The organism is Microbacterium sp. Ru50, assembly GCF_002920555.1.
GTDB classification, from domain to species: domain Bacteria; phylum Actinomycetota; class Actinomycetes; order Actinomycetales; family Microbacteriaceae; genus Microbacterium; species Microbacterium arborescens.
The window spans coordinates 706,234-731,948 of the sequence record NZ_PQSV01000001.1 but is presented as its reverse complement, the minus strand read 5'-3'; the positions used below and the strand labels follow the sequence as shown (position 1 = coordinate 731,948).

Annotated in this window: 25 protein-coding genes; 8 read left to right on the top strand and 17 right to left on the bottom strand. The window is 69.4% G+C overall.

The features are described from left to right. Positions 1 to 44: 44 nt before the first annotated feature. From pgl to tkt, 6 genes are read right to left on the bottom strand one after another with little or no spacing between them, the layout of a single operon-like run. A complete protein-coding gene (pgl, locus tag C3481_RS03490) occupies positions 45 to 818 on the bottom strand; it encodes a 6-phosphogluconolactonase (RefSeq protein ID WP_064956825.1) in 774 nt (257 codons plus the stop codon). A gap of 1 nt (position 819) precedes the next feature. Continuing rightward, positions 820 to 1,761, bottom strand: a complete 942-nt coding sequence (locus tag C3481_RS03485) for a glucose-6-phosphate dehydrogenase assembly protein OpcA (RefSeq protein WP_023951461.1) — start codon at positions 1,759 to 1,761, stop codon at positions 820 to 822. Further along, positions 1,758 to 3,305 (bottom strand): glucose-6-phosphate dehydrogenase, encoded by a 1,548-nt coding sequence (gene zwf / locus C3481_RS03480; protein ID WP_023951458.1) that lies wholly within the window; start codon positions 3,303 to 3,305, stop codon positions 1,758 to 1,760. Before zwf ends, C3481_RS03485 begins: the two co-directional genes overlap by 4 nt. A 13-nt stretch (positions 3,306 to 3,318) precedes the next feature. Then, complete coding sequence (locus tag C3481_RS03475; protein ID WP_023951456.1) at positions 3,319 to 4,941, bottom strand: glucose-6-phosphate isomerase; 1,623 nt, start codon at positions 4,939 to 4,941, stop codon at positions 3,319 to 3,321. Further along, the gene (gene tal / locus C3481_RS03470; protein WP_103840798.1) at positions 4,938 to 6,044 is read right to left on the bottom strand and encodes a transaldolase; all 1,107 of its coding nucleotides are present in this window, start codon (positions 6,042 to 6,044) and stop codon (positions 4,938 to 4,940) included. Before tal ends, C3481_RS03475 begins: the two co-directional genes overlap by 4 nt. Beyond that, positions 6,041 to 8,119 (bottom strand): transketolase, encoded by a 2,079-nt coding sequence (gene tkt / locus C3481_RS03465; protein ID WP_088380353.1) that lies wholly within the window; start codon positions 8,117 to 8,119, stop codon positions 6,041 to 6,043. Before tkt ends, tal begins: the two co-directional genes overlap by 4 nt. A 222-nt stretch (positions 8,120 to 8,341) precedes the next feature. Here tkt and C3481_RS03460 point away from each other — a divergent pair, with 222 nt between their 5' ends. After that, positions 8,342 to 9,274 carry a heme o synthase gene (locus C3481_RS03460; RefSeq protein ID WP_103841990.1) on the top strand — a complete coding sequence of 311 codons (933 nt, stop codon included), beginning with the start codon at positions 8,342 to 8,344 and terminating at the stop codon, positions 9,272 to 9,274. Between the two features lie 527 nt (positions 9,275 to 9,801). Here C3481_RS03460 and C3481_RS03455 read toward each other — a convergent pair. Next, on the bottom strand, positions 9,802 to 10,296 hold the full coding sequence (locus C3481_RS03455) for a dinucleotide-utilizing enzyme (protein WP_103840796.1): 495 nt from the start codon (positions 10,294 to 10,296) through the stop codon (positions 9,802 to 9,804). A 79-nt stretch (positions 10,297 to 10,375) separates the two neighbouring features. Continuing rightward, entirely contained in the window at positions 10,376 to 11,344 is a 969-nt protein-coding gene (locus tag C3481_RS03450) for a heme A synthase (protein ID WP_103840794.1), read from the bottom strand. A gap of 245 nt (positions 11,345 to 11,589) precedes the next feature. Here C3481_RS03450 and sufB point away from each other — a divergent pair, with 245 nt between their 5' ends. The 6 genes from sufB (at position 11,590) to C3481_RS03420 (ending at position 16,933) form a co-directional block, all read left to right on the top strand. Continuing rightward, the gene (gene sufB, locus C3481_RS03445) at positions 11,590 to 13,008 is read left to right on the top strand and encodes a Fe-S cluster assembly protein SufB (protein ID WP_023951442.1); all 1,419 of its coding nucleotides are present in this window, start codon (positions 11,590 to 11,592) and stop codon (positions 13,006 to 13,008) included. Between the two features lies 1 nt (position 13,009). Then, entirely contained in the window at positions 13,010 to 14,194 is a 1,185-nt protein-coding gene (gene sufD, locus C3481_RS03440; protein WP_103840792.1) for a Fe-S cluster assembly protein SufD, read from the top strand. Further along, a complete protein-coding gene (locus tag C3481_RS03435) occupies positions 14,191 to 14,520 on the top strand; it encodes a non-heme iron oxygenase ferredoxin subunit (RefSeq protein WP_023951438.1) in 330 nt (109 codons plus the stop codon). The genes sufD and C3481_RS03435 overlap by 4 nt, the downstream gene beginning before the upstream one ends. Before the next feature lie 15 nt (positions 14,521 to 14,535). After that, positions 14,536 to 15,306: a Fe-S cluster assembly ATPase SufC gene (sufC, locus tag C3481_RS03430; RefSeq protein WP_023951436.1), complete on the top strand. Its 771-nt coding sequence runs from the start codon at positions 14,536 to 14,538 to the stop codon at positions 15,304 to 15,306. A 9-nt stretch (positions 15,307 to 15,315) separates the two neighbouring features. After that, entirely contained in the window at positions 15,316 to 15,645 is a 330-nt protein-coding gene (locus C3481_RS03425) for a metal-sulfur cluster assembly factor (RefSeq protein WP_023951434.1), read from the top strand. Between the two features lie 109 nt (positions 15,646 to 15,754). Further along, entirely contained in the window at positions 15,755 to 16,933 is a 1,179-nt protein-coding gene (locus C3481_RS03420; protein WP_103840790.1) for a MalY/PatB family protein, read from the top strand. An 89-nt stretch (positions 16,934 to 17,022) separates the two neighbouring features. Here C3481_RS03420 and C3481_RS03415 read toward each other — a convergent pair whose 3' ends face one another. From C3481_RS03415 to C3481_RS03395, 5 genes are read right to left on the bottom strand one after another with little or no spacing between them, the layout of a single operon-like run. Further along, on the bottom strand, positions 17,023 to 17,928 hold the full coding sequence (locus C3481_RS03415; protein WP_103840788.1) for a siderophore-interacting protein: 906 nt from the start codon (positions 17,926 to 17,928) through the stop codon (positions 17,023 to 17,025). Next, positions 17,925 to 18,746 (bottom strand): ABC transporter ATP-binding protein, encoded by an 822-nt coding sequence (locus tag C3481_RS03410; RefSeq protein WP_023951428.1) that lies wholly within the window; start codon positions 18,744 to 18,746, stop codon positions 17,925 to 17,927. The genes C3481_RS03415 and C3481_RS03410 overlap by 4 nt, the downstream gene beginning before the upstream one ends. Beyond that, the gene (locus C3481_RS03405; RefSeq protein WP_023951426.1) at positions 18,743 to 19,789 is read right to left on the bottom strand and encodes an iron chelate uptake ABC transporter family permease subunit; all 1,047 of its coding nucleotides are present in this window, start codon (positions 19,787 to 19,789) and stop codon (positions 18,743 to 18,745) included. Before C3481_RS03405 ends, C3481_RS03410 begins: the two co-directional genes overlap by 4 nt. After that, entirely contained in the window at positions 19,786 to 20,823 is a 1,038-nt protein-coding gene (locus tag C3481_RS03400) for an iron ABC transporter permease (RefSeq protein WP_103841988.1), read from the bottom strand. Before C3481_RS03400 ends, C3481_RS03405 begins: the two co-directional genes overlap by 4 nt. Positions 20,824 to 20,863: 40 nt before the next feature. Further along, the gene (locus tag C3481_RS03395) at positions 20,864 to 21,904 is read right to left on the bottom strand and encodes an iron-siderophore ABC transporter substrate-binding protein (protein ID WP_064956818.1); all 1,041 of its coding nucleotides are present in this window, start codon (positions 21,902 to 21,904) and stop codon (positions 20,864 to 20,866) included. Between the two features lie 202 nt (positions 21,905 to 22,106). Between C3481_RS03395 and C3481_RS03390 the strand changes: the two genes are divergently transcribed. Next, positions 22,107 to 23,705, top strand: a complete 1,599-nt coding sequence (locus tag C3481_RS03390; RefSeq protein WP_023951420.1) for an ABC-F family ATP-binding cassette domain-containing protein — start codon at positions 22,107 to 22,109, stop codon at positions 23,703 to 23,705. A gap of 15 nt (positions 23,706 to 23,720) precedes the next feature. Here C3481_RS03390 and C3481_RS03385 read toward each other — a convergent pair whose 3' ends face one another. The 4 genes from C3481_RS03385 to C3481_RS03370 are packed head-to-tail and all read right to left on the bottom strand — an operon-like array spanning position 23,721 to position 25,695. Then, on the bottom strand, positions 23,721 to 24,644 hold the full coding sequence (locus tag C3481_RS03385) for an SURF1 family protein (RefSeq protein WP_103840786.1): 924 nt from the start codon (positions 24,642 to 24,644) through the stop codon (positions 23,721 to 23,723). Next, a complete protein-coding gene (locus tag C3481_RS03380) occupies positions 24,641 to 24,856 on the bottom strand; it encodes a hypothetical protein (RefSeq protein ID WP_036304608.1) in 216 nt (71 codons plus the stop codon). The genes C3481_RS03385 and C3481_RS03380 overlap by 4 nt, the downstream gene beginning before the upstream one ends. Then, the gene (locus tag C3481_RS03375; RefSeq protein ID WP_064956816.1) at positions 24,853 to 25,203 is read right to left on the bottom strand and encodes a DUF3099 domain-containing protein; all 351 of its coding nucleotides are present in this window, start codon (positions 25,201 to 25,203) and stop codon (positions 24,853 to 24,855) included. Before C3481_RS03375 ends, C3481_RS03380 begins: the two co-directional genes overlap by 4 nt. 42 nt (positions 25,204 to 25,245) lie before the next feature. Next, a complete protein-coding gene (locus C3481_RS03370) occupies positions 25,246 to 25,695 on the bottom strand; it encodes a DUF4190 domain-containing protein (protein ID WP_023951415.1) in 450 nt (149 codons plus the stop codon). Positions 25,696 to 25,715 lie beyond the last annotated feature (20 nt).

Sequence of the window (25,715 nt, the reverse complement as noted above, 5' to 3'; positions counted from 1 at the left end):
GCCACGGCATCCGCTCTCTTCTTCGTTCACCCGGGTCGGCGACGTCAGTACTGGTCGTCGATCAGCTCCGGCGGCACCTGGGCGGCGGTCGCCTCGTCGGTGAACAGGATCGTGCGACGAGTGCCCTTGGCGCCTGCGGCGGGCACGCTGTGATAGCTGGCGCCGGCGAGGGCGAGCCCGAGTGCCGCCGACTTGTCGGGTCCGGCCAGCACCATCCACACACGCTTGGACCCGTTGATCACGGGACGTGTGAGGGTCACGCGGTCGGACGGCGGCTTGGGGGAGTCGTGTACGGCTGACACAGGGCTGTCGGTGATGCGGATCTCACCGCGGTCCGGGAACAGCGAGGCGATATGGCCGTCGGGGCCGACGCCGAGGAAGCAGATGTCGAATACGGGCCAGGCCGCCTCGTCCGAACCGGCTGAGGCGAGCTCTGCCGCGTACGCCGTAGCCGCGGCCTCGGCATCCGGGACCTCGTCGGATGCGGCGATGGGGTGCACGTTCTCGGCGGGCACGGCGATCGCATCGAGGAACGCCCGGCGGGCGACGGCTTCGTTCCGGTCGTCGCTGTCGCGCGGAACGAAGCGTTCGTCGACCCACCAGAAGTGCACGCGCGACCAGTCGACGCCGTCACGATCCGGGTGGGAACCCAGCCGCTCGAGCACATCGCCGATGATCCCGCCGCCCGCGAGCCCGACGTTGACGGTCCGCCCGTCCGCGCCCCACTTCGCCACGCGATCGAGGAAGCGTGACGCGATGGAGCCGGTCAGGGTGTCGACGTCAGGACTGATGACGACGCGTTTCTCGGCGGTGGGCATGTCAGGCGTCTCCCGCCGGCGATCGGTGGAGTCTCGCCCAACCGTCGGTGATGACGCGCCCGTAGAGGACGTCGGGCCCCAGGCGGCGAAGCTCCTCGGCGAGGCACTCGCGAAGCGTCCGACGGGGGAGGACGAGGTCGTGCGAGGGCTGGCCCGGCTGCGTCAGGGTCGCGTCGATGGTCGTGGTGCGCTCGAGCAGGACGTCGCCGCTCGGACGCTTCAGCCGCACGCTGCGAATGCCGTGCTCCCACTCCTCGCGGGGGGCGTACTGCCAGTTCACCGGCACGTCCAGCATGAGGCACAGCCACGCCGCGAGCAGCCCCGTCGACGGAGAGCTGCCGCTTCCGACGACCTCGACCTCGGTGACGGGGTCGTAGGGCGGCTGGTCGAGCACGGCGGCGAGCTGCTCGCGCCAATGGGTGAGGCGGGTCCACGCGAGGTCGGTGTCGCCGGGGGCGTAGCCGGTGCCGAGGGCGGCGAGCCGTCCGCTGTCATACGGCAGGGTGGCGGCGTCGGTGATGCGGCGCTGCGCGATGCGGCCGATGGGAGACTGCGAGGGGTCTGCCGGCGGGTGGTCGGGCCACCATGCCACGACGGGGGCGTCGGGGAGCAGCAGGCCCGTCACGAGCGCCTCGTCGTTGCTCGCGGCTCCGCCACTGGCGCGCAGGACGATGACCTCGCTCGCCCCGGCGTCTCCGCCGACCCGGATCTGCGCATCGAGCTTCGATTCACCCTCGCGATTGGTGATCAGCACGATCACGCGCATCGGGTGCTCGCGCGATGCATCATTGGCCGCCTCGATCGCGTCCTCTTCGAGTCCGTGCGAGGTGGCGATGACGAGGGTCAGCACTCGCCCGAGAGCGACGGCGCCACCCTCCTCGCGCACGTTGACGAGTTCGCGGGCGATCTTCGACACCGTCGTGTCGGGCAGATCGACGATCATGGACGCCTCCAGACGCGGCCGTCGCGGGCCAGCAGTTCATCTGCGGAAGTGGGACCCCAGGAGCCGGGGGCGTACTGCTCGAGCGGACCGCCCTGCTTCGCCCAGAACTCCTCCACGGGGTCGAGGATGCGCCAGGACAGCTCCACCTCTTCGTGGCGGGGGAACAGCGGCGGGTCGCCGAGGAGGACGTCGAGGATGAGGCGCTCGTACGCCTCCGGGCTCGACTCGGTGAACGCGTGACCGTAGCCGAAGTCCATCGTGACGTCGCGCACCTCGGTGGCCGCGCCGGGCACCTTCGACCCGAACCGGATCGTGACGCCTTCGTCCGGCTGAACTCGGATGACGAGGGCGTTCTGCCCGAGCTCGGTCGTCTGATTGCGCAGGAACAGGTGCTGCGGAGCACGCTTGAACACGACGGCGATCTCGGTCACGCGGCGACCCAGACGCTTGCCCGTCCGTAGATAGAACGGCACACCGGCCCAGCGACGCGTGGCGATGTCGACCTTGATGGCGGCGTACGTCTCGGTCGTCGACTCGGGGTCCATCCCGTCCTCGTCGAGGAAGCCCGTCACCTCTTCGCCGCCCTGCCAGCCGCCGGCGTACTGCCCGCGGGCGGTCGCCGTCGACAGGTCGTCGGGGAGCTGGACGGCGGCGAGCACCTTCTCCTTCTCTGCGCGGAGGTGGTTCGCCTCCATCGAGATGGGCTCCTCCATCGCGGTGAGGGCGAGGAGCTGGAGGAGGTGGTTCTGGATGACGTCACGCGCTGCGCCGATGCCGTCGTAGTACCCCGCACGACCGCCGACGCCGATGTCCTCGGCCATCGTGATCTGCACGTGGTCGACGTAGTTCGCGTTCCAGATCGGCTCGAACATCTCGTTCGCGAAGCGCAGCGCGAGGATGTTCTGCACCGTCTCCTTGCCGAGGTAGTGGTCGATCCGGAAGATCGAATCCGCCGGGAAGGCCACCTCCAGCGCCGCATTGAGCTCGCGGGCCGTCTTCAGGTCGCTGCCGAACGGCTTCTCGATGACGACGCGTCGCCAGGTGTCGGCGTCGGCGTGCTCGTCGACCAGACCTGAGTCCTTCAGCTGCTTCGCGACGATCGGGAAGTCCTTCGGAGGGATCGACAGGTAGAACGCGTGGTTCCCCATCGTCCCGCGATCGACGTCGAGCTTCTCGACCGTCTCGCGCAACCGGCGGAAGGCGTCGGCGTCGCCGAACTCGCCCGAGACGAAGCGGATGCCCTGGAGGAGCTGCTTCCACGTCTCCTCCCGGAACGGGGTACGGGCGTGCTGCTTCACCGCGGCGTGCACGACCTCGGCGAAGTCCTGGTCCTCCCAGTCGCGGCGGGCGAACCCGACGAGGGCGAACCCCGGGGGAAGCAATCCGCGATTGGCGAGGTCGTACACGGCGGGCATGAGCTTCTTGCGCGACAGGTCGCCGGTGACACCGAAGATCACCAGGGCGCTCGGCCCGGCGATGCGGTTCATGCGGCGGTCGTCGGGATCGCGCAGGGGGTTGTGGGCGCGCGAGATCTCCACGGTCATGGGAGGGGTCTTCCTACTGGGCGGCTTCGAAAAGGGTGAGGACCTCGGTCGCGGGGTCCGTCAGGGTGAGTGTCACGACCGGCCGGCCGCGCCCGGCGAGGACTGCGGCGTCGCCGGAGGCCTGCGCCTCGATCAGTCGTCCGAACGTGAACGGGCGCCCCGGGATCTCGAGGTCGACGTCGGTGCGTTCGGTGATCTGGAGGAAGACGCCGTTGGCGGGGCCTCCCTTGTGATACTGGCCGGTGGAGTGCAGGAACCGCGGTCCCCATCCGAACGTGGTCGGGCGGCCGGAGTCCGCCGCGATCAGTTCGCGCACGCCGGCCAGCTGCGGCACCGCCGTGCGATCGACGTAGGCCTGAACGGCGACGTAACCGTCGGCCGGCACGCTCCGCCACAGGTTCGCGAGAACGCCGGCGAGCGTGTGATCCGCAGCGAGCGACGGATCGGACACCCGCACCTCGACGCCGTTCTCGACGAACAGCGGCGCGGAGGCGGTGGGCTGGGCGTCGTCGAGCAGAGCGCGCGCGGCGGACTTCGCCGCTTCGACGTCGGGCTGGTCGAACGGGTTGATCCCGAGCAGGCGACCGGCGATCGCCGTGGCGTATTCCCAGACCAGGAACTGGGCGCCGAGCGAGCCGCTGACGAGCACCTCGCCCGGGTGCTGCTCGAGGATCTGGAAATGGACCGCGTCGCCGACGAGCCGCACGACCTGCAGGTCATTAGGCAGGAGGTCGAGCTCGGGGGAGAGCGGGGTGGCGACGACGGGCAGGATGCCGGTGCCGGCCTTCCCGGTCGACTCGGCGACCAGCTGCTCGATCCAGTCGGGGAGCCCCACGATGTGGGTTCCGTCGCTGATGAGAGCCAGCTTGTCGCGGCGCGGTTCTCCACCCGCGATCGCCGCAGCGAGCACGAGAGCGGGGTTGCGACGGTCGTCGACCGCCACTTCGAGCAGGGTCGCGTCGGCTTCGTCGAGCAGCTGACCGATGTCGGCTCCGGCCAGGCCGGCCGGCACGAGCCCGAACGCGGTGAGCGCGGAGTACCGCCCTCCGACCGTCGGGTCGGCGGTGAACACGCGGTGTCCCGCCGCGCGCGCCTCGGCCTCGAGCGGCGAGCCCGGGTCGGTGACGACGACGATCCGGTCGGCGGGGTCGATGCCGAGGTCGCTCCACGCCGCGGCGAAGGCCCGCCGGGCAGCGTCGGTCTCGACGGTCGATCCGGACTTGGACGAGACGACGAGGACGGTCTCGGCGAGACCACCCGTCTCGGCGTCACCATCGATGGCCGCGAGGACCTGCCCGGGGGCGGTGGAGTCGAGGATCGTGAGCGGCACCCCATGAGTGCGCGCGATCACCTCGGGCGCGAGCGACGAACCGCCCATCCCGGCGAGCACGACGCGCGTGATGCCGCGGGAGAGCAGCTCCGCGCGCAGCGCCTCGATCTCGGCGACCAGGGGGCGCGACACCGCTACGGCCTGCACCCAGCCGAGTCGACGAGACGCCTCGTCGGCGGCATCCGGACCCCAGAGGGTCGCGTCACCCGCGGTGATGCCGCTCGCCACCAGATCGGCCACGAGCCGGGGCAGCGTCTGCTCGACGACGTCGGAGACGTGCCCCGAGACGTGGATCTCGAAGCTCAACGGGCGCTCTCCAGAGCCGCCGTCACCGTGCCCTGCAGGTCGTGCCAGGACGCGATGAACTTCTCGACGCCCTCGTCCTCGAGCAGCTGCGTGACGTCGTCGAGGTCGATGCCGACGGCCGCGAGGTCGTCGAACACCTTGTGAGCCGCTTCGTACGCGCCGGTGACGGTGTCGCCCGAGATCACGCCGTGGTCGAAGGTCGCCTCGAGGGTCTTCTCGGGCATCGTGTTGACCGTGCCGGGAGCGACGAGCTCGGTGACGTAGAGGGTGTCCGGCAGTGCGGGATCCTTCACGCCGGTGGACGCCCACAGCGGACGCTGCAGGTTCGCGCCGGCGGCGACGAGGTCCTGCGCGCGCTGCTCGGCGAACTTCTTCTCGAACAGCTCGTACGCCAGGCGCGCATTGGCGACACCGGCGAGCGACTTCAGCTCGTTGGCGGCATCCGATCCGATCGCGGAGAGACGCTTGTCGACCTCGGTGTCCACGCGGGAGACGAAGAACGACGCGACGGAGTGGATGCCGCCGAGGTCGATGCCCGCCTCGCGGGCTCGTTCGAGACCGGCGAGGTAGGCGTCGATGACCTCGCTGTAGCGCTCGAGCGAGAAGATCAGCGTGACGTTGACGCTGATGCCGGCCGCGATCACCTCGGTGATCGCGGGCAGGCCCGCCTTGGTCGCGGGGATCTTGATCAGGACGTTCGGCCGGTCGACCGCGGCGGCGAGCTTCTTCGCCTCGGCGATCGTCGCCTCGGTGTCGTGGGCGAGGTCGGGGGAGACCTCGATCGACACGCGGCCGTCGACGCCGCCGGTCTTGTCGAAGATCGGGCGGAAGATGTCGGACGCGTTGCGGACGTCCGCCGTCGTCAGCTCGAAGATCGTGTCGTCGGTCGATGCTCCGGCCTTGGCCTGGGCCTCGATGGCCTCCTCGTATCCGACGCCGGCGCTGATGGCGGCCTGGAAGATCGAGGGGTTCGTGGTCACGCCGACGACGTTGCGCGTGTCGATGAGTTCCTGCAGGTTGCCGGTCGTGATGCGCTGGCGCGACAGATCGTCGAGCCAGATGCTGACGCCGGCGTCGGAGAGGTCCTGGGTGGGCGTGCTCATGCGTTGTTCTCCTCAACGGTTGCGCGGGCGGCCGCGACGACGGCCTCGGTGGTGATTCCGAACTTCTCGAACAGGGTCTGGTAGTCGGCCGATGCACCGAAGTGGTCGATGCCGACCGAGCGTCCCGTGTCGCCGACGATCGAGCGCCACAGCGGGGTGGCGCCGGCCTCGACCGACACGCGCGCTCGAACGGCGGAGGGCAGGACAGACTCGCGGTAAGCCTCGTCCTGCTCGGCGAACCACTCCAGCGACGGGGCGGAGACGACGCGCGCCTGGATGCCGTCCGCCGCGAGAGCCTCGCGAGCCTCCACGGCCAGCTGAACCTCGGAACCGGTGGCGACGATGATGACGTCCGGCTGGCCGCCCTCGGCGTCGACGAGCACGTAAGCGCCCTTCGCCACGCCGTCGGTGGTCGCGAAGCCGTCTTCGCCGCGGGGGAAGACCGGGATGTTCTGACGGGTCAGGGCGATTCCGGCGGGTCCGGCCTGACGACGCAGCAGCTCGTGCCACGCCGCGGCGGTCTCGTTCGCGTCGGCCGGACGGACCACCGTGAAGTTGGGGATCAGGCGCAGCGACGAGATCTGCTCGATCGGCTGGTGGGTGGGGCCGTCCTCACCGAGGGCGATCGAGTCGTGCGTCCACACGTAGATCGAGGGGATGTTCATCAGGGCGGCCAGACGCACCGCGGGGCGCATGTAGTCGCTGAAGATGAGGAACGTGCCGCCGAAGGCGCGCGTCTTGCCGTGCAGGACGATGCCGTTGACGATGGCGCCCATCGCGTGCTCGCGGATGCCGAAGTGCAGGACACGACCGTAGGGGTCGCCCGACCACTCGTGCGTGGACCACTCGGTGGGGATGAAGCTCTTGCCCGACTTGATCGTCGTCAGGTTCGACTCGGCGAGGTCGGCGGAGCCGCCCCAGAGCTCGGGGAGCTGCTCGGCGAGGGCGTTGATGACCTGTCCACTCGCCGCGCGGGTCGAGACCGCCTTGCCCGCTTCGAATGCGGGGACGCTGACGTCGGCCGGAAGCTCGCCCGATTCGAGGCGGTCGAGCAGGGCCTTGCGCTCGGGGTTGGCCTCGGCCCACGCGTCGAACGACTTCTGCCATTCGGCGCGCTCCGCGGCGGCACGCTCGGCGAGGGCGCGGGTGTGGGCGATGACGTCGTCGGCGACCTCGAAGCTCTTCTCGGGATCGAACCCGAGGACCTTCTTGGTGGCGGCGAGCTCATCGGCGCCGAGCGCCGAGCCGTGGATCTTGCCGGTGTTCTGCTTGCCGGGCGCCGGCCAGCCGATGATCGTCTTGAGGACGATGAGCGAGGGCTTGTCGGTCTCGCCCTTCGCGGCCTCGATCGCGTCATAGAGCGCGGCGACGTCCTCGACGTACTCGCCGGTGCTCTTCCAGTCGACCGTCTGGACGTGCCAGCCGTAGGCCTCGTACCGTGCGGCGACGTCCTCGGTGAAGGCGACGTTCGTGTCGTCCTCGATCGAGATCTGGTTCGCGTCGTAGATCGCGATCAGGTTGCCGAGCTGCTGGTGTCCGGCGAGCGAGCCGGCCTCGGCCGTGATGCCCTCCTGGATGTCGCCGTCGCTGGCGATGACGTAGATGAAGTGATCGAAGGGGGAGGTGCCGGCCGGCGCCTCCGGGTCGAAGAGGCCGCGTTCGTAGCGAGCCGCGTAGGCGAAGCCGACGGACGTCGCCAGACCCTGACCGAGGGGACCGGTCGTGATTTCAACGCCCTTGGTGTGGCCGTACTCGGGGTGTCCCGGAGTCAGCGAGCCCCACGTGCGCAGTGCCTTCAGGTCGTCGAGCTCGAGCCCGAACCCGCCCAGGTAGAGCTGGACGTACTGCGTGAGCGACGAGTGACCCGCCGACAGGATGAAGCGGTCGCGCCCGAGCCAGTCGGTGTCGGTGGGGTCGTGCCGCAGCACGCGCTGATACAGCAGGTAGGCGGCCGGGGCGAGGCTCATGGCCGTCCCCGGGTGGCCGTTGCCCACCTTCTCCACCGCATCCGCGGCCAGGACGCGGGCGGTGTCCACCGCGCGCCGATCGATCTCGTCCCAACGAAGTTCCGACACTCGGTCGCCTTTCTCGAGAGGCAGCGCCTGCGCATGCCGCTCCGCAGTCAGGAAGGGAGGGTTTCGGCGCCGGCGCGCGTATGTCTTCAGCATAGCGATCACGTCAGGCGCCCGGGGCGCGGACGTCGTCTTGTGACGGCGTGCAGCAGCCGCCTCCCGGAGGCCCCGCTCGGAGGATGCCCTAGACTGGACAGGTTCACAGCGGGTGAGATGCGGGGAGCGATGGACACCACGACGACTGCGGGTTCGGCCTCTGTCGACACTTCTCGCGGCACGTCCTTCGGTGCCACGGTGCGCGCTTACGTCGCGCTGACGAAGCCCCGCGTGCTCGAGCTGCTGCTCGTGACGACCGTCCCGGTCATGATCCTCGCCGCCGGTGGCCTGCCGAACCTGTGGCTGGTCCTGGCGACCGTGGTCGGGGGAGCGATGAGCGCGGGATCCGCTGCCGCGTTCAACATGTACCTCGATCGCGACATCGATGCGCACATGAAGCGCACGGAGAATCGCCCCATCGTGACGGGCGAGGTGTCGGCTCGGGGTGCGCTCATCTTCGCGTGGACCCTCGCCGTGGCATCCACCGTCTGGCTCGCCGTCACGACGAACTGGGTCGCGGCATCCCTCAGCGTCTTCGCGATCTTCTTCTACGTCGTGATCTACACGATGATCCTCAAGCGCCGCACCGAGCAGAACATCGTCTGGGGCGGCATTGCGGGGTGCTTCCCGGTCGTGATCGGCTGGTCCGCCGTGACCGGCTCGCTCTCCTGGGCGGCGCTGATCCTCTTCGTCCTCGTCTTCCTCTGGACGCCGCCGCACTACTGGCCGCTGTCGATGAAGTACAAGAACGACTACGACGAGGTCGACGTCCCCATGCTCGGCGCCACCCGCAACGGCTCTCAGGTCGGTCTGCAGGTCATCCTCTACGCGTGGGCAACAGTGGCGTGCTCGCTGCTGCTCATCCCGGTCGCGCCCATGGGGCTCGTCTACAGCGTGTCGGCGATCGTCTTCGGCGGGTGGTTCCTGTACGAGTCGCACCGCCTGTACAACCGCGCCGTCCGTGGCGAGCAGGCTCGCCCGATGCGCGTGTTCCACGCGTCGATCACCTACCTGACGCTCGTCTTCGTCGCCATCGCGGTCGACCCGCTGCTGCCCTTCTGACACCGGTGCCCGCCCGCCCTGCGGGGCTCGCTGGGCAGTTGGTGCCGCTTCGGGGAGTGGGTTGGGGCGTGTGCTGCCAGGAGAGCTTGCTGGGTTGGGCTCGCTGGGCAGTTGGTGCCCCTTCGGGGCGTGGGTTGGGGCGTGTGCTGCCGGGTGAGCTTGCTGGGTTGGGCTCGCTGGGCAGTTGGTGCCCCTTCGGGGCGTGGGTTGGGGCGTGTGCTGCCAGGTGAGCTCGCTGGGTTGGGCTCGCTGGGCAGTTGGTGCCCCTTCGAGGCGTGGGTTGGGGCGTGTGCTGCCGGGTGAGCTCGCTGGGTTGGGCTCGCTGGGCAGTTGGTGCCTCTTCGAGGCGTGGGTTGTGGCGTCCGCTGCCAGGTGACGTTGCCCGGACCGGGGGCCCGGCAGCGTCTTCGGGGGACCAGCAGGGGTGCGCTGAGAACTGAGCAGAGCGTGCAGAACGGCCGCCCTCCTGACTCCCGGTGAGCCCGGGCGGTGAGGAGGACGGCCGTCCTGAACGAGTGCGGCGGTGGTCAGCGCTGCTGCGCGTCGCCGGTCGGCGATTCCAGCGTCGAGGTCGTCGCCGGGTCGGGCGCCGAGGTGTCGGCGGCGCGAACCGCGGTCGTCTCGGTCGAGACGGGCGTCTCCGAGGCCGCGGGCTCCGAGATGGCGGTCTCCGACGCCACGGGCGCCGCGACGACGGGCTCGGCTGCGGCGGGCACCGCAGTGTGGTGCTCCTGCTGCGCGCCGGCGCCGCGCGCAGCAGCGGAGAGGACCGAGCTCAGCGCCGCGGTGGCGAGGGCGAGTGCCAGACCGACGACACCGGCACCCAGCAGGATGCCGCCGAAGACGCCCCAGATCTGGCCGACGTAGACGTCGACACCCGTGGCGGTGTTGTCGAGAATGGTCGCCTCCATGTGGCTGAGCTTCTCGACCAGGACATAGGTGCCACCGCCGATCGCGGCAACCGATCCGGCAACGAGAATCCAGAACGGGATGCTGCGGACAATGCGGGGGTGAACGCTCATGGTGCTCCTTCGTGTCGCGACCGCTGTCGGCGGCCTCGAACACTCTGGGGGATCGACCTCTGCGTGCCCCTTCCGAAGCCTATGAGGCTTCTGTGTGCGCGACCTCTCGGGCGGCCGCGGGCGCCGCGCTGGCCAGCGGGGCCTTGAGAGACATCACGACGGCGACCATCGCGGCCACGAGGGCCACGGCGAGCACCATGTGGATGTTCACGAGCGCGATCGGCAGGCCCGTACGCGCCTGCCAGAGGCCGACCGCGATCTGCAGCAGCTCGACGCCGAGCAGGAGGCCCGTCCATCGCTGCAGCCCGGTCGTGCGGGGGAGGCGCACCGCGCCGGAGACCAGCACGAGCGTCAGCACGAGGGTGAGGTAGGCGGGCCAGCTGTGCACGTGCTGCCAGAAGATCGGGTCGAGACCGTTGCGGGCGGCCGCGTCGTCGCCGGCATGCGGTCCGGCCCCGGTGAGGAGGATGCCGACGACGACCGTCACGGTCACCGCGAGGGTCGTCACGTGCGTCGTGATGGCGTACGCGCGGGGCACGATGCGCACGCGCGGGCCGGGAGTGGCGTAGACGCGCACGAGGAAGGCGGTCGCGAGGGCGACGAGGGCCGCGGAGATGAGGTAGTGGAGCCCCACGATGCTCGGGTGCAGGTGCAGCCACACCGTGATGCCACCGACGACGGCCTGCACGATGATCCCGAGGCCGACGAGGAAGCTCAGCACCGGCAGCTCGCGTCGCGTGGCGCGCAGGCGGATGACGGACAGGAAGGCCAGGAGCGCGACGATGACGAGCACGCCCGTCAGGGTGCGGTTGCCGAACTCGATGAGACCGTGGATGCCCATCTCGGGCGTCGGGGTGAGCGATCCCTCCGTGCAGTACGGCCACGTCTCGCACCCCATGCCCGATCCGGTGAGCCGGACGAGGCCGCCGGTGCCGACGATGCCGATGTTCGTGATGACGAGCAGCCATGCCATGACGCGCGTCCACCGCGTGATGGCGGTGGGCATGATCGTCGCGACGAGTCCGGGGCGGGTTCGGACCAATGACATCGGAGTCCTCCGGGGGCGCTCGATTCGCGCCTCGTACGTTCCGGGCAGGCCCGCGGATGGGGGCGTTGCCTGTAGAATCGGGTGTGTTCGGGATGGCGGCGCGTGTGCACGTCGTCCCTCATAGTCTAGGCGCGGCATCCGCGTCCATCAGGCCCGCGAATCGGCATCCCCGTCCACGTGACTCCCGTCGGAGTCGGGAATGCCGGGACGGATGACACCGTTGCGGTGCGAAGAGGAGGAAAGTCATGTCGGATGTGCTGATCGACCGACCGGAACTCGAAGGCCTGGGGGTGTACGAGTTCGGCTGGCACGACACGGATGCCGCGGGCGCTGTCGCGCAGCGCGGCATCAACGAGGACGTCGTCCGCGGGATCTCGGCCCTCAAGAACGAGCCGGAGTGGATGCTGAAGACCCGTCTGAAGGGCTACCAGCTGTTCGGCCGCAAGCCGATGCCCACGTGGGGCGCCGACCTCAGCGATATCGACTTCGACAACATCAAGTACTTCGTGCGCTCGACCGAGAAGCAGGCGCAGTCGTGGGAGGACCTCCCCGAGGAGATCCGCGAGACCTACGAGAAGCTCGGCATCCCCGAGGCTGAGCGTCAGCGTCTTGTCGCCGGTGTCGCGGCCCAGTACGAGTCCGAGGTCGTGTACCACCAGATCCGTGAGGATCTCGAGGCGCAGGGCGTCATCTTCATGGACACCGACACGGCTCTCCGCGAGCACCCCGAGTTCTTCGAGGAGTACTTCGGCACCGTCATCCCGGCGGGCGACAACAAGTTCGCGGCGCTGAACACGGCGGTGTGGTCGGGCGGCTCGTTCGTCTACGTTCCCAAGGGCGTCCACGTCGAGATCCCGCTGCAGGCCTACTTCCGCATCAACACCGAGAACATGGGGCAGTTCGAGCGGACGCTGATCATCGCCGATGAGGACAGTTACGTCCACTACATCGAGGGGTGCACCGCGCCGATCTACAAGAGCGACTCGCTCCACTCGGCGGTCGTGGAGATCATCGTGAAGAAGAACGCCCGCGTTCGCTACACGACGATCCAGAACTGGTCCAACAACGTGTACAACCTCGTCACCAAGCGCGCCGTCGCCCACGAAGGCGCGACGATGGAGTGGGTCGACGGCAACATCGGCTCCAAGGTGACGATGAAGTACCCGTCGATCTATCTGATGGGCGAGCACGCGAAGGGCGAGACCCTGTCGGTCGCCTTCGCCGGTCCCGGTCAGCACCAGGATGCCGGCGCGAAGATGATCCACATGGCGCCCTACACGCAGTCGTCGATCGTCTCGAAGTCGATCGCGCGCGGCGGCGGCCGGGCCGGCTACCGGGGAGAGGTTCGGGTCGACGCGAACGCGCACCACTCGGCCAACACCGTGCGCTGCGACGCCCTGCTCGTCGACACGATCTCGCGGTCCGACACGTACCCTGCGATCGACATCCGCGTCGACGACGTGCAGCTCGGGCATGAGGCCACCGTCTCGAAGGTGTCCGAGGAGCAGCTGTTCTACCTCATGAGCCGCGGTATGCCCGAGGACGAGGCGATGGCCATGATCGTGCGCGGCTTCATCGAGCCGATCGCGCGCGAGCTCCCGATGGAATACGCCCTCGAACTCAACAAGCTCATCGAGATGGGCATGGAAGGCAGCGTCGGCTGATATGACGAGCGTCACCCAGGCCCCCGCCACCGGCGAGAAGGGCCACATCGACCCTGCAGCGGCATTCGTTCCCGTCCAGACGCGGTCCGAGCGGCCGTCATCGTACGACCCGGCCGATTTCGGCGCCCCCACGGGCCGCGAGGTCAACTGGAAGCACACCCCCATCGACCGGTTGGCTCCGCTGCTGGTCGACGAGGCCGGCCCGACCGGTGTCGTCTCGGTAAAGGTCACCGCGCCGGCCGAGGTCGAGCAGGCCCGGCTCCGCGTGGGCGATGCGCCCCGCGGCGAGGTCTTCCGTCCCGAGGACCTGCCGAGCGCCATCGCGTGGTCGCAGGAGGCCGAGGCGCCGCTGCTGCGGATCCCGGCCGGCGTCGAGCTGGCCGAGCCGGTCGTGGTCAGCCTCCACGGCAACGGCGGCCTGGCGCACGCGCACGTGGTGATCGAGGCCATGCCGAACGCGCGCGGCACCGTCATCCTCCGCCACGAGGGGACGGCCGCCCACGCGCAGAACGTCGAGATCATCGCTCGCGACGGCTCGGCGCTGACGGTGGTCTCGCTGCAGCGCTGGGACGACGACGCCGTCCACGCCGCGGCGCACCAGGCCCGCGTCGACCGCGACGCCTCGCTCACTCATGTCGTGGTGAGCCTCGGCGGCGCGGTGGTCCGTGTGAACCCCTCGCTCGAGCTTGCCGGCGCAGGGGCCGAGGGGCGGATGTACGGTCTGTCGTTCGCCGACTCCGGCCAGCACCTCGAGAGCCAGGTGTACCTGCACCACAAGGGCCCGCAGACGGTGGGCGATGTGTTGTACAAGGGCGCGCTGCAGGGCGAGAGCGCCCACAGTGTCTGGATCGGCGATGTGCTCATCGGCCCCGACGCCGTGGGGACTGACTCCTACGAGGCGAACCGCAACCTGGTCCTCACCGACGGTGCGCGTGCCGACTCGATCCCGAACCTCGAGATCGAGACGGGCGACATCCAGGGCGCAGGCCACGCCAGCGCGACCGGCCGGTTCGACGATCAGCAGCTGTTCTACCTGCAGGCGCGGGGCATCCCCGAGGCCGAGGCTCGCCGCCTGGTCGTGCTCGGATTCCTCGCCGAGATCGTCCAGAAGATGGGCGTCGACGAGCTCGCGGACGAGCTGCTGGAGGCCATCGAGGCCGAGCTGGCGGCGGGAGCCGACGCGTGACCGCTCAGAAGGTGCTCAAGCTCAGCGAGCTGGAGCAGGACACCGCGGTGCGCGTCGTCGTCGACAAGGTGCCGATGGCGGTCGTCCTCGACGCCAACGGCGAGGTGCACGCGATCGGAGACACCTGCACGCACGGCGACATCTCGCTCGCCGAGGGCTTCGTGGAGGGCGACACACTGGAGTGCTGGGCGCACGGCTCGGCGTTCTCCTTGCGCACCGGTCAGCCCCTGAATCTTCCGGCGTACGAGCCGGTCCCCGTTTACGAGGTCACGATCGAGGGGGACGACATCCTCATCGATCCCGCCGTGACCCGCGATGTGAAGTGAAGTAAGGAACCCGACATGTCTGTTCTCGAGATCCGCGACCTGCACGTGACGGTCGAGACCGAGGCGGGGGCCACCCCGATCCTCAACGGCGTCACCCTCACGGTGCGCACCGGCGAGACCCACGCGATCATGGGGCCCAACGGCTCCGGCAAGTCGACGCTCGCCTACGCGATCGCCGGACACCCCAAGTACACCGTGACCGGCGGCTCGATCACGCTCGACGGCGAAGACGTCCTCGAGATGTCGGTCGACGAGCGGGCCCGTGCCGGCCTCTTCCTCGCCATGCAGTACCCGGTCGAGGTGCCCGGCATCACGGTCACCAACTTCCTCCGCACGGCCAAGACGGCCGTCGCGGGCGAGGCGCCCGCGATCCGCTCGTGGACCAAGGACGTCAAGCAGGCGATGGCCAACCTGCGCATGGACCCGAAGTTCGCGCAGCGCAACGTCAACGAGGGATTCTCGGGCGGTGAGAAGAAGCGTCACGAGATCCTCCAGCTCGAGCTTCTCAAGCCGAAGATCGCGGTGCTCGACGAGACCGATTCCGGCCTCGACGTGGACGCGCTGAAGATCGTCTCCGAAGGCGTGAACCGTGCGAAGGCCGACACCGACCTGGGTGTGCTGCTGATCACGCACTACACGCGCATCCTGCGGTACATCCAGCCGCAGTTCGTTCACGTCATGGTCAAGGGCCGGATCGTCGAAGAGGGCGGGCCCGAGCTCGCCGACCGACTCGAGGAAGAGGGCTACGACCGCTTCCTCGACGCCGACACCCCCGTCGACGCGTAGGATCGTTACATGACCGCAACACTCGCGCCCGAGAAATACGACGAGGTCACCGAGGCTCTCAAGGACGTCATGGATCCCGAGTTGGGGATCAACGTCGTCGACCTGGGTCTCATCTACGACCTCGCGTGGGACGACGAGAACGACGCTCTCATCATCCACATGACGCTGACGTCGGCGGGCTGCCCGCTGACCGACGTCCTGGAGGAGCAGACGGCTCAGGCTCTCGACAACGTCGTGGATCGCTTCCGCATCAACTGGGTGTGGATGCCGCCGTGGGGTCCCGAGCGGATCACGGACGATGGCCGCGACATGATGCGCGCTCTCGGCTTCGCGATCTGACGAGTCCTGAAGACGAGCCCCCGTGACCGCCCGACGGCGGATACGGGGGCTTTCGTCATGCGGCGACACCTACCGGCGCGACGCCTGGCGGCGGGGCTAGGCTCGCCGGATGAGCACCCAGCCCCTCGACGCCCTCCCGCTCGAGACGCTGCGGCGACGGTCGAGCACGAAATGGCGATCGTACCCGCACGACGTCATCCCGATGTTCGTCGCCGAGACCGATTTCGCGCTCGCGGAGCCGATCACGAGTGCGCTGCGCGAAGCCGTGGAGATCGGCGACACCGGCTACACGCCGCCGCAGCCCGGTATCGCCGAGGCCTTCGTCGGGTTCGCCCACCGCCGATGGGGATGGACGGTCGACCCGAGCCGGGTCCGCTGGACCGGGGACGTCATGATGGGCGTCGTCGAGCTCCTGCGCGCCACGGTCGCTCCCGGTGACCGGGTCGTGGTCAACCCCCCGGTGTACCCGCCGTTCTTCGATACGGTCGCCGAGGCGGGGGCCATCGTCGAAGAGGTGCCGCTGACCGACACCGGCTCGGGCTGGGAGCTCGATCTCCACGGCATCGAGCGGGCCCTCATCGGCGGCGCGCGAGCTGTTCTGCTCTGCAACCCCCACAACCCGACGGGAACCGTGCACTCGGTCGAGTCCCTGCGAGCACTCGCTGCTCTGGCGCACCGATACGGCGCCGTCGTGATCAGCGACGAGATCCACGGACCCCTCACGGGCGGCGAGGTCGCCTTCGTCCCCTTCCTCACGGCGTCGACCGAGGCCGCCGCCGTCGGATACGCGGTGACGAGCGCATCGAAGGCGTACAACCTCGCCGGACTGAAGTGTGCGGTGATCGTCACCGCGTCCGAGGGGAATGCAGACGTCGTACGCGGGTTGCCCTGGGAGGTCGAATGGCGCACCGGCCTGTTCGGCGCGCTGTCGACGATCGCCGCGTTCTCGCCCGAATCGGATGCGTGGCTCGACAGCCTCCTCGTGCGCCTGGATCAGAACCGGCGGCTGCTGGGGGAGCTGTTGGCCGAGCACCTTCCGCTTGCGCGCTATCGCATCCCCGACGCGGGGTTCCTCGCGTGGATCGACGTGTCGGCGTACGGCTGGGGCGATGACCCGGCCGACCCGATCCGAGAAGGCGCCCGGGTCGCCCTTCACCATGGCCCGTTCTTCGGAGCCGAGGGCGTCGGGCACGTGCGGCTCAATTTCGGCTGCGGGCCCGACGTCCTGCGTGACGCCGTCGGCCGCGTCGGCGCGTTCGCGCGTCAAACGGTGCTGGCCCGCGGCTGAGGCGTCCGCCCCGCCGTCGACTCGCCAGGGAATGCGGATGCCGGGCGCCTCGCACCCGCAGATACCGGCGAGTCGTCCTGCGCGCGTCGTCAGTTCTCGGAGCGCCCGAGCCGCCAGTAGCCCATGAACGCGACGGCGCGGCGATCCACGCCGACGGTGCCGACCAGGTGGCGTCGAAGCGTCTTGATCGCCGACGCCTCGCCGGCGAGCCAGGCGTAGAGGGGAGCGCGCTTGAGGGCGGCCCCTCCCTTGGCCGTGCGGGGCACCTCCCAGAGGATGTCGGCGTCGATGTCGATCTCCTCAACCTCGGCGCCGATGCCGGCCGGTGCCAGCCGTGCGGCGGTCTGCTCCACCGTCGAGATCAGGTGGCTGTGGCGCTGGCCCTCGTCGGCCCGCGCCGCGATCCGGCGCTCGAACCCGGGGTGGCGCGGCAGATAGTCGAGGTCGCCGCTCGTCGGGAGCTCGAGCACCACGGTGCCGCGCGCCTCGGGAGGGAGCTGTTCGAGGATCACCGCGATCGCCGGGGCGGCCGTCTCGTCGCCGGCGAGCAGGATCGCGTCGGTGTCGGCAGGCGGAACGAAATCGATTCCGTAGCTCACCCCGGTGTGCGCGGTCGTCGGCGCCAGGATGAGCACTTCGTCGCCGACGCGCGCATCCGCGATCCATGCCGAGGCCGGGCCGATGACATCGTGCGCGACCATGTCGATGTCGACTTCGCGCAGCTCGGGCCGGACAGCGCGCGTCGTGTACGTCCGCATCACGGGGCGGGCGTCGGGGGCGAGTGCGCGCCAGCCCTCGTACCAGTCCGGGCCCGTCGGCATGGTGTCGATGGACGCGGTCTCGGTGGGGAACAGGATCTTCACGCGCTGGTCGAAGCCGGGGTCGCCGTACTCCGCCAGGTCGTCGCTGCGGAAGGTGAAGCGCCGGAAGCTCGGGGTCAGGTCGGTGATGGCCGCGACGGAGACGCGGAAGAAGTCGAGTGCGGGGCGAGTCATGGTTTTCCAATCAGCTCTGCGGGCACATGGTGACGCCCGATGGGGAGCACGAGCGGCCGCCCCGTGAGCGGGTCGGGGATGACGCGGCTGTCGAGCCCGAACACCGCGCGCACGGTCTCGGCGGTCAGGACCTCTCCGGGGTCGCCGGCGCCGTAGAGGTGCCCGCCGGCCATCGCGACGAGGTAGTCGGCGTACCGCGCCGCGAGGTTCAGGTCGTGCAGAACCATGACGATCGTCGTGCCGCGATCGCGATTGAGGTCGGTGAGCAGGTCGAGCACGTCGATCTGGTGGCTCACGTCGAGGAACGTCGTCGGTTCATCGAGCAGGAGCACATCGGTCTGCTGGGCCAGCGCCATCGCGATCCACACACGCTGCCGCTGGCCGCCCGACAGCTCATCCACGGAGCGATCGGCGATGGCGGCCGTGTCGGTGGCATCGAGCGCCTGGGCTACCGCCTCGTCGTCGGCCCGGGTCCAGCGGGCCAGCGGGCCATGGTGGGGCGTCCGGCCGCGGCTCACGAGATCGGAGACCGTGATGCCCTCGGGAGCGATCGGCGACTGCGGCAGCAGACCGAGATCACGAGCCACCCGCTTCGTCGGCAGCCGGTGGATGTCCTTCCCGTCGAGCAGCACGCTTCCGGACCGCGGGGTGAGGAGCCGGGCCATCGATTTCAGCAGCGTCGATTTGCCGCATGCGTTGGCGCCGACGATCGCGGTGATACGGCCTCCGGGGACCGTGAGGTCGAGCTCGTCGACGATGACGCGGTCACCGTAGCCGAGACGGACGCCACGCGCTTCGAGAGAGCGGTCCGCGGTCATAGTGAGCCTCCTGAGCGGCTGCTGCGGATGAGCAGAAAGATGAGATAGGGAGCACCCAGCACCCCGGTGACGACGCCGACGGGCAGGCGGATGCCCAGCAGATACTGCGCCGTGAGGTCGGCGACCAGCACGAGGAGCGACCCGAACAGACCCGCGGCGAGAACCGGGGATCCGACGGGCCCCATCATCCGTGCGGCGATCGGGCCCGAGAGGAACGCGACGAACGAGATGGGGCCGGCCGCTGCGGTGGCGAAGGCCAGGAGCGCGACGGCGGCGACGATGAGCAGGACGCGGCGGCGTTCGACGGGGACACCGAGAGCTGCCGCCGTGTCGTCGCCGAGGCGCATGAGCTCGAGGTCGCGAGTCAGCCACAGCAGAACGGGAACGACCACGACCATCGTGAGCGCCAGCGGGACCGCCTGATCCCACGACGCTCCGTTGAGGTTGCCCGTGATCCACCGCATCGCGGCCTGAAGATCCCATTCCGCCGCGCGCGAGAGCACGTAGGACACGACGCTGTTGAAGATCGCCGCGACACCGATCCCGATGAGGATGAAGCGAGCCCCGGCACCCCCGTCCTTGAACGCGAGCAGGTAGATCATCAGCGCAGTCGCCAGTGCGGCGACGGTGGCCAGCAGCGAGATGCCCGCCTCGCTGAGCGAGAGGAAGACGATACCGACGACCGCCGCGGCACTCGCGCCGGCGTTGACGCCGATGATGTCGGGGCTGGCGAGCGGATTGCGCAGCATCGTCTGGAACACGGCGCCGCCCATTCCGAAGCAGAGACCCGTGAGGAGTGCGACGGTTGCCCGGGGCAGTCGTAGCTCGCCGACGGTGAACGAGGCACCGGGAACGGTCTGGCCGGTGATGACGCCCCAGACCTCGGCGGGGGTGTAGAAGGTCTGACCGACCATGAGCGAGACCGCGTACATGACGACGACAGCTGTCAGCAGCGAGCCGACGACGACCCGTCTGCGCCAGGCGCGCCGCGTGCGACCGCCGACGACGACGTCGATGGTCGCACGGGTGGCGGCGGCGGTCACAGGGCGCGCATCTTCTGTCGGCGGACGATCGCGATGAAGAACGGGGCTCCGATGAGCGCGGTCACGATTCCGACCTCGACTTCCTGAGGGCGCGCGATCACACGGCCGACGACGTCGGCGACGATGAGAAGCCCCCCGCCGACGAGCGCCGAGACGGGGAGGAGCCAGCGGTGGTCGGGACCGACGAGCAGGCGGCAGATGTGCGGCACGATCAGCCCGACGAAGCCGATGGGGCCGGCGACGGCGGTCGCGGCGCCGCAGAGGATGACGGCACCGAGTGCGGCGACCAGGCGCGCCGTGCGAACGCGCTCGCCGAGCCCCGCCGCGAGCTCGTCTCCGAGCGCGAGCGAGTTGAGTGCGGCGCTGGCCGCGAGGCAGATGACCATTCCGACCGCGAGGAAGGGGACTACGAGGAGGATCTTCTCGACGGTGGCACCGCCGACACCGCCGATCTGCCAGAACCGGAAGACGCTCATCACGTCGATGCGGGGGAGGAGGATGGCGCTGATCAGCGAGCTGAAGGCGACCGCCGTCGCCGCCCCCGCGAGAGCGAGTTTGAGAGGGCTCGCGCCGCCGCGGCCCAGGGACCCGATCGTGTAGACGAAGACGGCTGCGATGGCCGCGCCCAGCATGGCGAGCCAGATGTAGCCGAACGCGCTGGACACGCCGAAGAAGGCGAGCCCGATGACGACGGCGAGCGATGCGCCGCCGTTGATGCCGAGGATCTGCGGGTCCGCGAGGGGGTTGCGCGTGACACCCTGCATGACGGCGCCCGACACGGCGAGGGCCGCGCCCACGACCAACGCGAGCACCGTGCGCGGAACGCGCTTGGAGACGGCGGCCGCCGAGGTGCTCTCGATGCTCCCGGTGAGGCCCGCGATGATGTCGTCGAAGGAGACGGCACGCGTTCCGAACGTCACCGAGACGATGGCCGCCACCAGGACGAGCAGCGCCAGGATGACGAGCCAGACGACCCGCCGCCGCCGCGAGTCGCGCCGCAGGGGCGCGTTCACGGCGGCGGGGGCCGTCGTCATGGTCGGAACGCTCACGGCATCCGGAGCAGGTCGACTGCGATCACGAGCTCGCCTTCGCGGCAGCCGCACCGATCATGTCGACGTACTCCGAGGTCAGCGGATCGGTGATCGAAAGGGGGCTGGGGTTGGCGGCGGCAGCGAGCGGGTCGTTCGCCGCGGGCAGCACGACGACGGCTCCCGACGCGACGGCGGGGATCCGCGAGAGCAGCGGGTCGGCCTGCATCGCCGCGAGCGTGGTGTCATCGCCGTAGGTCACGAGCACCTGCAGGTCGGCGAATCGCTCGATCTCTTCGGTGCTGTTGGTGATCCAGAACTGGTCGGTGCCCTTCGACTGCTCGGCGACGGTCGCCGCCGGGGTCAGCCCCAGGTCCTCGAGGAAGAGCGGGCGCGGGTCGGCCGTCGAGTAGAAGCCGATCTGGCTCAGGTCGGTCGCGTCGAACGAGCTGAACAGCGTCGTCTTGCCGGCGATGTCGGGGTACGCGCCCGTCAGATCGTTCAGGTGTGCGGTCAGGTCGTCGACGAGGGTCTCCGCCTCGTCCTTGAGCCCGAGGGCCGTGCCGTTCATGACGGTGAGCTCCTGCCAGCTGGTGCCCCAGGCGATGTCGGGGTACGCCACCACCGGGGCGATCTTGCTCAGGGTGTCGTAGTCGTCCTGCGTCAGCCCTGAGTAGGCGGCGAGGATGACGTCGGGCTGGGTGTCGGCGACGGCCTCGAAGTCGATGCCCTCGGCCTCGTCGAAGAGGACGGGCGTCTCGCCGCCGAGCTCGTCGAGCTTGTCCTTCACCCAGGGGAGGATGCCGTCGCCGTCATCGTCGCCCCAGGTCACCGCGGGCATGCCGACGGGCACGACGCCCAGAGCGAGCGCGGCCTCCTGGTTTCCCCACGAGACGGTCGCGACCCTCGTGGGCTTGCTCTCGATCGTCGTCTGTCCGAACGCGTGATCGATGGTGACGGGGAAAGCGTCGGACGACGCGTCGCTCGAAGCGGCGGGCGCCGAGTCGGGAGCCGCGGTGGAACCGCAGCCGGCGAGGAGCAGCGTGGCTGCGATGAGGGCTGCGGCGGCTGTGCGGATGCGGGGCACAGTGTCCTCCAGAGGAGAGGTGAGTAAGGGCAGGCTTACTTTACGTCCGCGGCGCGCATCCCGCCAATCCGCTGCAGCCGGACTGAAGGTGCCGCACCGCGTGGTTCTCGGCAGCTCGAGGAACGGCCGCGCCGACACCGAGTAGGATGAGAGGCTGGCCGTTCGGCCGCCCCTCCCTGTTCCTGACGATTGGACGATCGCTGTGCTCGCCGTGCACGACCTCGAAATCCGCGTGGGCGCGCGCACGCTGATGTCGGACGTGTCCTTCCGCGTCTCCGACGGAGACAAGATCGGACTCGTCGGTCGCAACGGCGCCGGCAAGACCACTCTGACCAAGGTGCTCGCCGGCGACCTGCTGCCCAGCGACGGCAAGGTCGAACGCTCGGGCGAGCTCGGCTACCTGCCGCAGGACCCGCGCTCGGGTGACCCGGAGATGCTCGCACGCACGCGCATCCTCGACGCCCGCGGCCTCGGCACGATCGCGGTGGAGATGCAGAGCGCGTCGCTCGAGATGGGTTCGGATGACGAAGCCGCGGCGGCCAAGGCCATGCGCCGGTACGGCAATCTCATGGAGCGGTTCGAAGCGCTCGGCGGTTACGCGGCCGAGGCCGAGGCCGCATCGATCGCCCATAATCTGTCGCTGCCCGACCGCATCCTCGATCAGCCGCTGAAGACACTCTCCGGTGGGCAGCGGCGGCGCATCGAGCTGGCCCGCATCCTGTTCTCGGACGCGCAGACGATGATCCTCGACGAGCCGACGAACCACCTCGATGCCGACAGCGTCGTGTGGCTGCGGGAGTTCCTCAAGGGGTACAAGGGCGGCCTGATCGTCATCAGCCACGACGTCGAACTCGTCGGCGAGACCGTGAATCGCGTCTTCTACCTCGACGCCATGCGTCAGGTCATCGACGTCTACAACATGAACTGGAAGAACTACCTGCGCCAGCGCGTCGCGGATGAGGAGCGTCGCAAGAAGGAGCGCGCCAACGCCGAGAAGAAGGCGACCGCCCTGCAGCAGCAGGCGGCCCGCTTCGGCGCGAAGGCGAGCAAGGCAGCAGCCGCGCATCAGATGGTGGCGCGCGCCGAGAAGCTCCTCTCGGGTCTCGACGAGGTTCGCCAGGAAGATCGCGTCGCGAAGCTGCGCTTCCCCAAGCCCGCCCCCTGCGGGAAGACGCCCCTCATGGCGTCGGGGCTGTCGAAGTCGTACGGTTCGCTGGAGATCTTCACCGACGTCGATCTCGCCATCGACCGCGGGTCGAAGGTCGTCGTCCTCGGTCTCAACGGTGCCGGCAAGACGACGCTGCTGCGCATCCTCGCGGGCGTGGACCAGCCCGACACGGGCGTGCTCGAGCCCGGGCACGGCCTTCGCATCGGCTATTACGCGCAGGAGCACGAGAACCTCGATGTGGCGCGGTCGGTGCTCCAGAACATGATGTCTGCCGCGCCCGACATCACCGAGACCGAGGCGCGCAAGGTGCTCGGATCGTTCCTGTTCACCGGGGACGACGTGCTCAAGCCCGCCGGGGTGCTCTCCGGCGGCGAGAAGACCCGTCTGTCGCTAGCGACCCTCGTCGTCTCGTCGGCCAACATGCTGCTGCTCGACGAGCCGACCAACAACCTCGATCCCGCGTCACGCGACGAGATCCTCGGCGCGCTCGCTCACTACGAGGGCGCCGTCGTCTTGGTGTCGCACGATGAGGGCGCCGTCGAGGCGCTCAATCCCGAGCGTGTGCTGATCCTTCCCGACGGCGTCGAGGACATCTGGGGACGCGACTACCTCGAGCTCATCACCCTGGCCTGACGGCCCGGGGCGCGATCAGCTGCGCGTCGAGTCGAGGATCGCGTCCTCGTCCTCCATGTCACGGTCGCGCTTCACGTCGCGGCGGCGCCGGAGGCTCGCCGGGACGACGGACGCCTCACCCAAGCCGGATGCCGTGGCCGCGGGCGCCGGTGATTCGGCTGCCTCGGGCGCTGCGAGCGCGGCGGCCGCAGCATCCTCTTCGTCCTCACGTCGGTGCCGGCGCTCGGTGCGGATCATGTACCAGATGAAGACGAAGCCCATGATCGCGAACAGGATCCACTGGATCGCGTACGACAGGTGCGGTCCCGGGTCCTCGGACGGGATCGGCATGGCACCGAGACCGTCGGCCGGCGCGGGATCCTCCGAGACGAGGAGCCCGTATGCCGATGTCACGACATCGCCGGTCAGGCGGGCTTCGTCGGCGACGAGGTCGACGTTGATCGTCGGGACCTGACCGTCGGGGGCCGACCGCCCCGAGGTGGGCGCCGCCTCGGCGGGCTTGAGGCGAGCGACCACCGTCACCGTGCCCGAGGGCGGTGCGGCGATCGCGGCGGGTTCGGGGCTGTCGGATGCCGGGGGTACCCAGCCGCGATCGACGATGAAGATCCGTCCGTCCGTCGTCTCGAACGGCACGAGCACCTCGAAGGCGGAGGTGCCTCCGTGGGGGCGGTTGCGCACCAGCACCTGGTCGTCGGCCCGGTATCGGCCGATGAGCTCCACGGGGTGCCACTCGTCGGCCGGATCGAACTCGGTCCCGGACGGGAGGATCTCCGACAGCGCCGCGGGATCGGCGTCGTAGTTCCGCTCGACGAGCTCGAGCTGCGCGCTCCGCTCCTCGTTGCGCGTGAACTGCCAGTTCGACAGGTAGGCGCAGGCGATCGCGAAGGCGATGGCGACGGCGACATAGCCGGTCCAACGCAGGGCGGTCTTACCTCTCATGATGCGCCCGCCTCGGTCGTGTCCACGACGAGACGCTCCACGCTGACGGGGAAGTCCCGCGCCGCGACGAACTCGCGCAGGTATGCGACGTGGTCGTCGCACGCCACCCAGATCTTCCGCCGGTCGGCGGCGTGGATGCGGGGGTTGCGCCAGATGACCCGCCACCGTGCCGACGCGCGGCATCCGGCGCGGGAGCACTCGATGTCGTTCACTCCGGCCGTGACTCCCGGATCTCGATGACGGTCGGTTTCGCAGGCGCCTGCGGCTCGCGCGCGGTTTCGTCGGGGTGCTCGGGGAGCGCTGCGAGGGGCGAGACGGCAGCGGGCTCCCGCACATCGTCTCCCACGTTCGCGATCACGACGGCGATGTACGGCAGGAACACCGCTCCGACCGCGAAGGCCGCCGTGTGCCAGCCGTAGGGGGTGATGACGACCATGAGGACGAAGCACACCACGCGTACCGCCATCATGATGAAGTACTTCGTCATGCGACGGTTCGAGTCGTCGTGCGGGGCTCGCGGGAGCGAGGTCGCCGACGGGGTGGCGGGCTGATGCTTCACGGTGCATCAAGGATACGCCCGCGGGGCCGGGGGAGGCCGGTCTCAGAAGCTCGACGAGTAGGTGCTGTAGCTGTCCTGCTCGATGGCCCAGCCGATGAAGGCGGCGAAGGCGATGATGCCGATGACCGCCAGGGCGAGCCCGGCGTAGCCGACGATGAGGCCCGCGATCGCCATGCCGCGGCCCTTCTCGTTCGTCCGCTTGATCTGGGACAGCGAGATGTGGCCCATGATGACGCCCGCGATCGACCCGATGACGGGCAGGAGCCAGATGAAGCCCACGATCGAGGCGATCATCGACACGATCGCGAGCGTGTTCGTCTTCTGCTGGGGGTAGCCGCCGCCGTAGCCGTAGGCGGGCGCGGGGTAGCCCGCGGGCTGGTAAGCCTGCTGCGGCGGGTTGGCGTACGGCGGCGCCGGGGGCGGGGTGGGTGCGCCGGAGGCGGGCTGCCCGGGCGCGGGGTACGGCTGCTGCGGCTGGGGCTGGTCGCTCACATCTGCTCCTCGTCGACGTC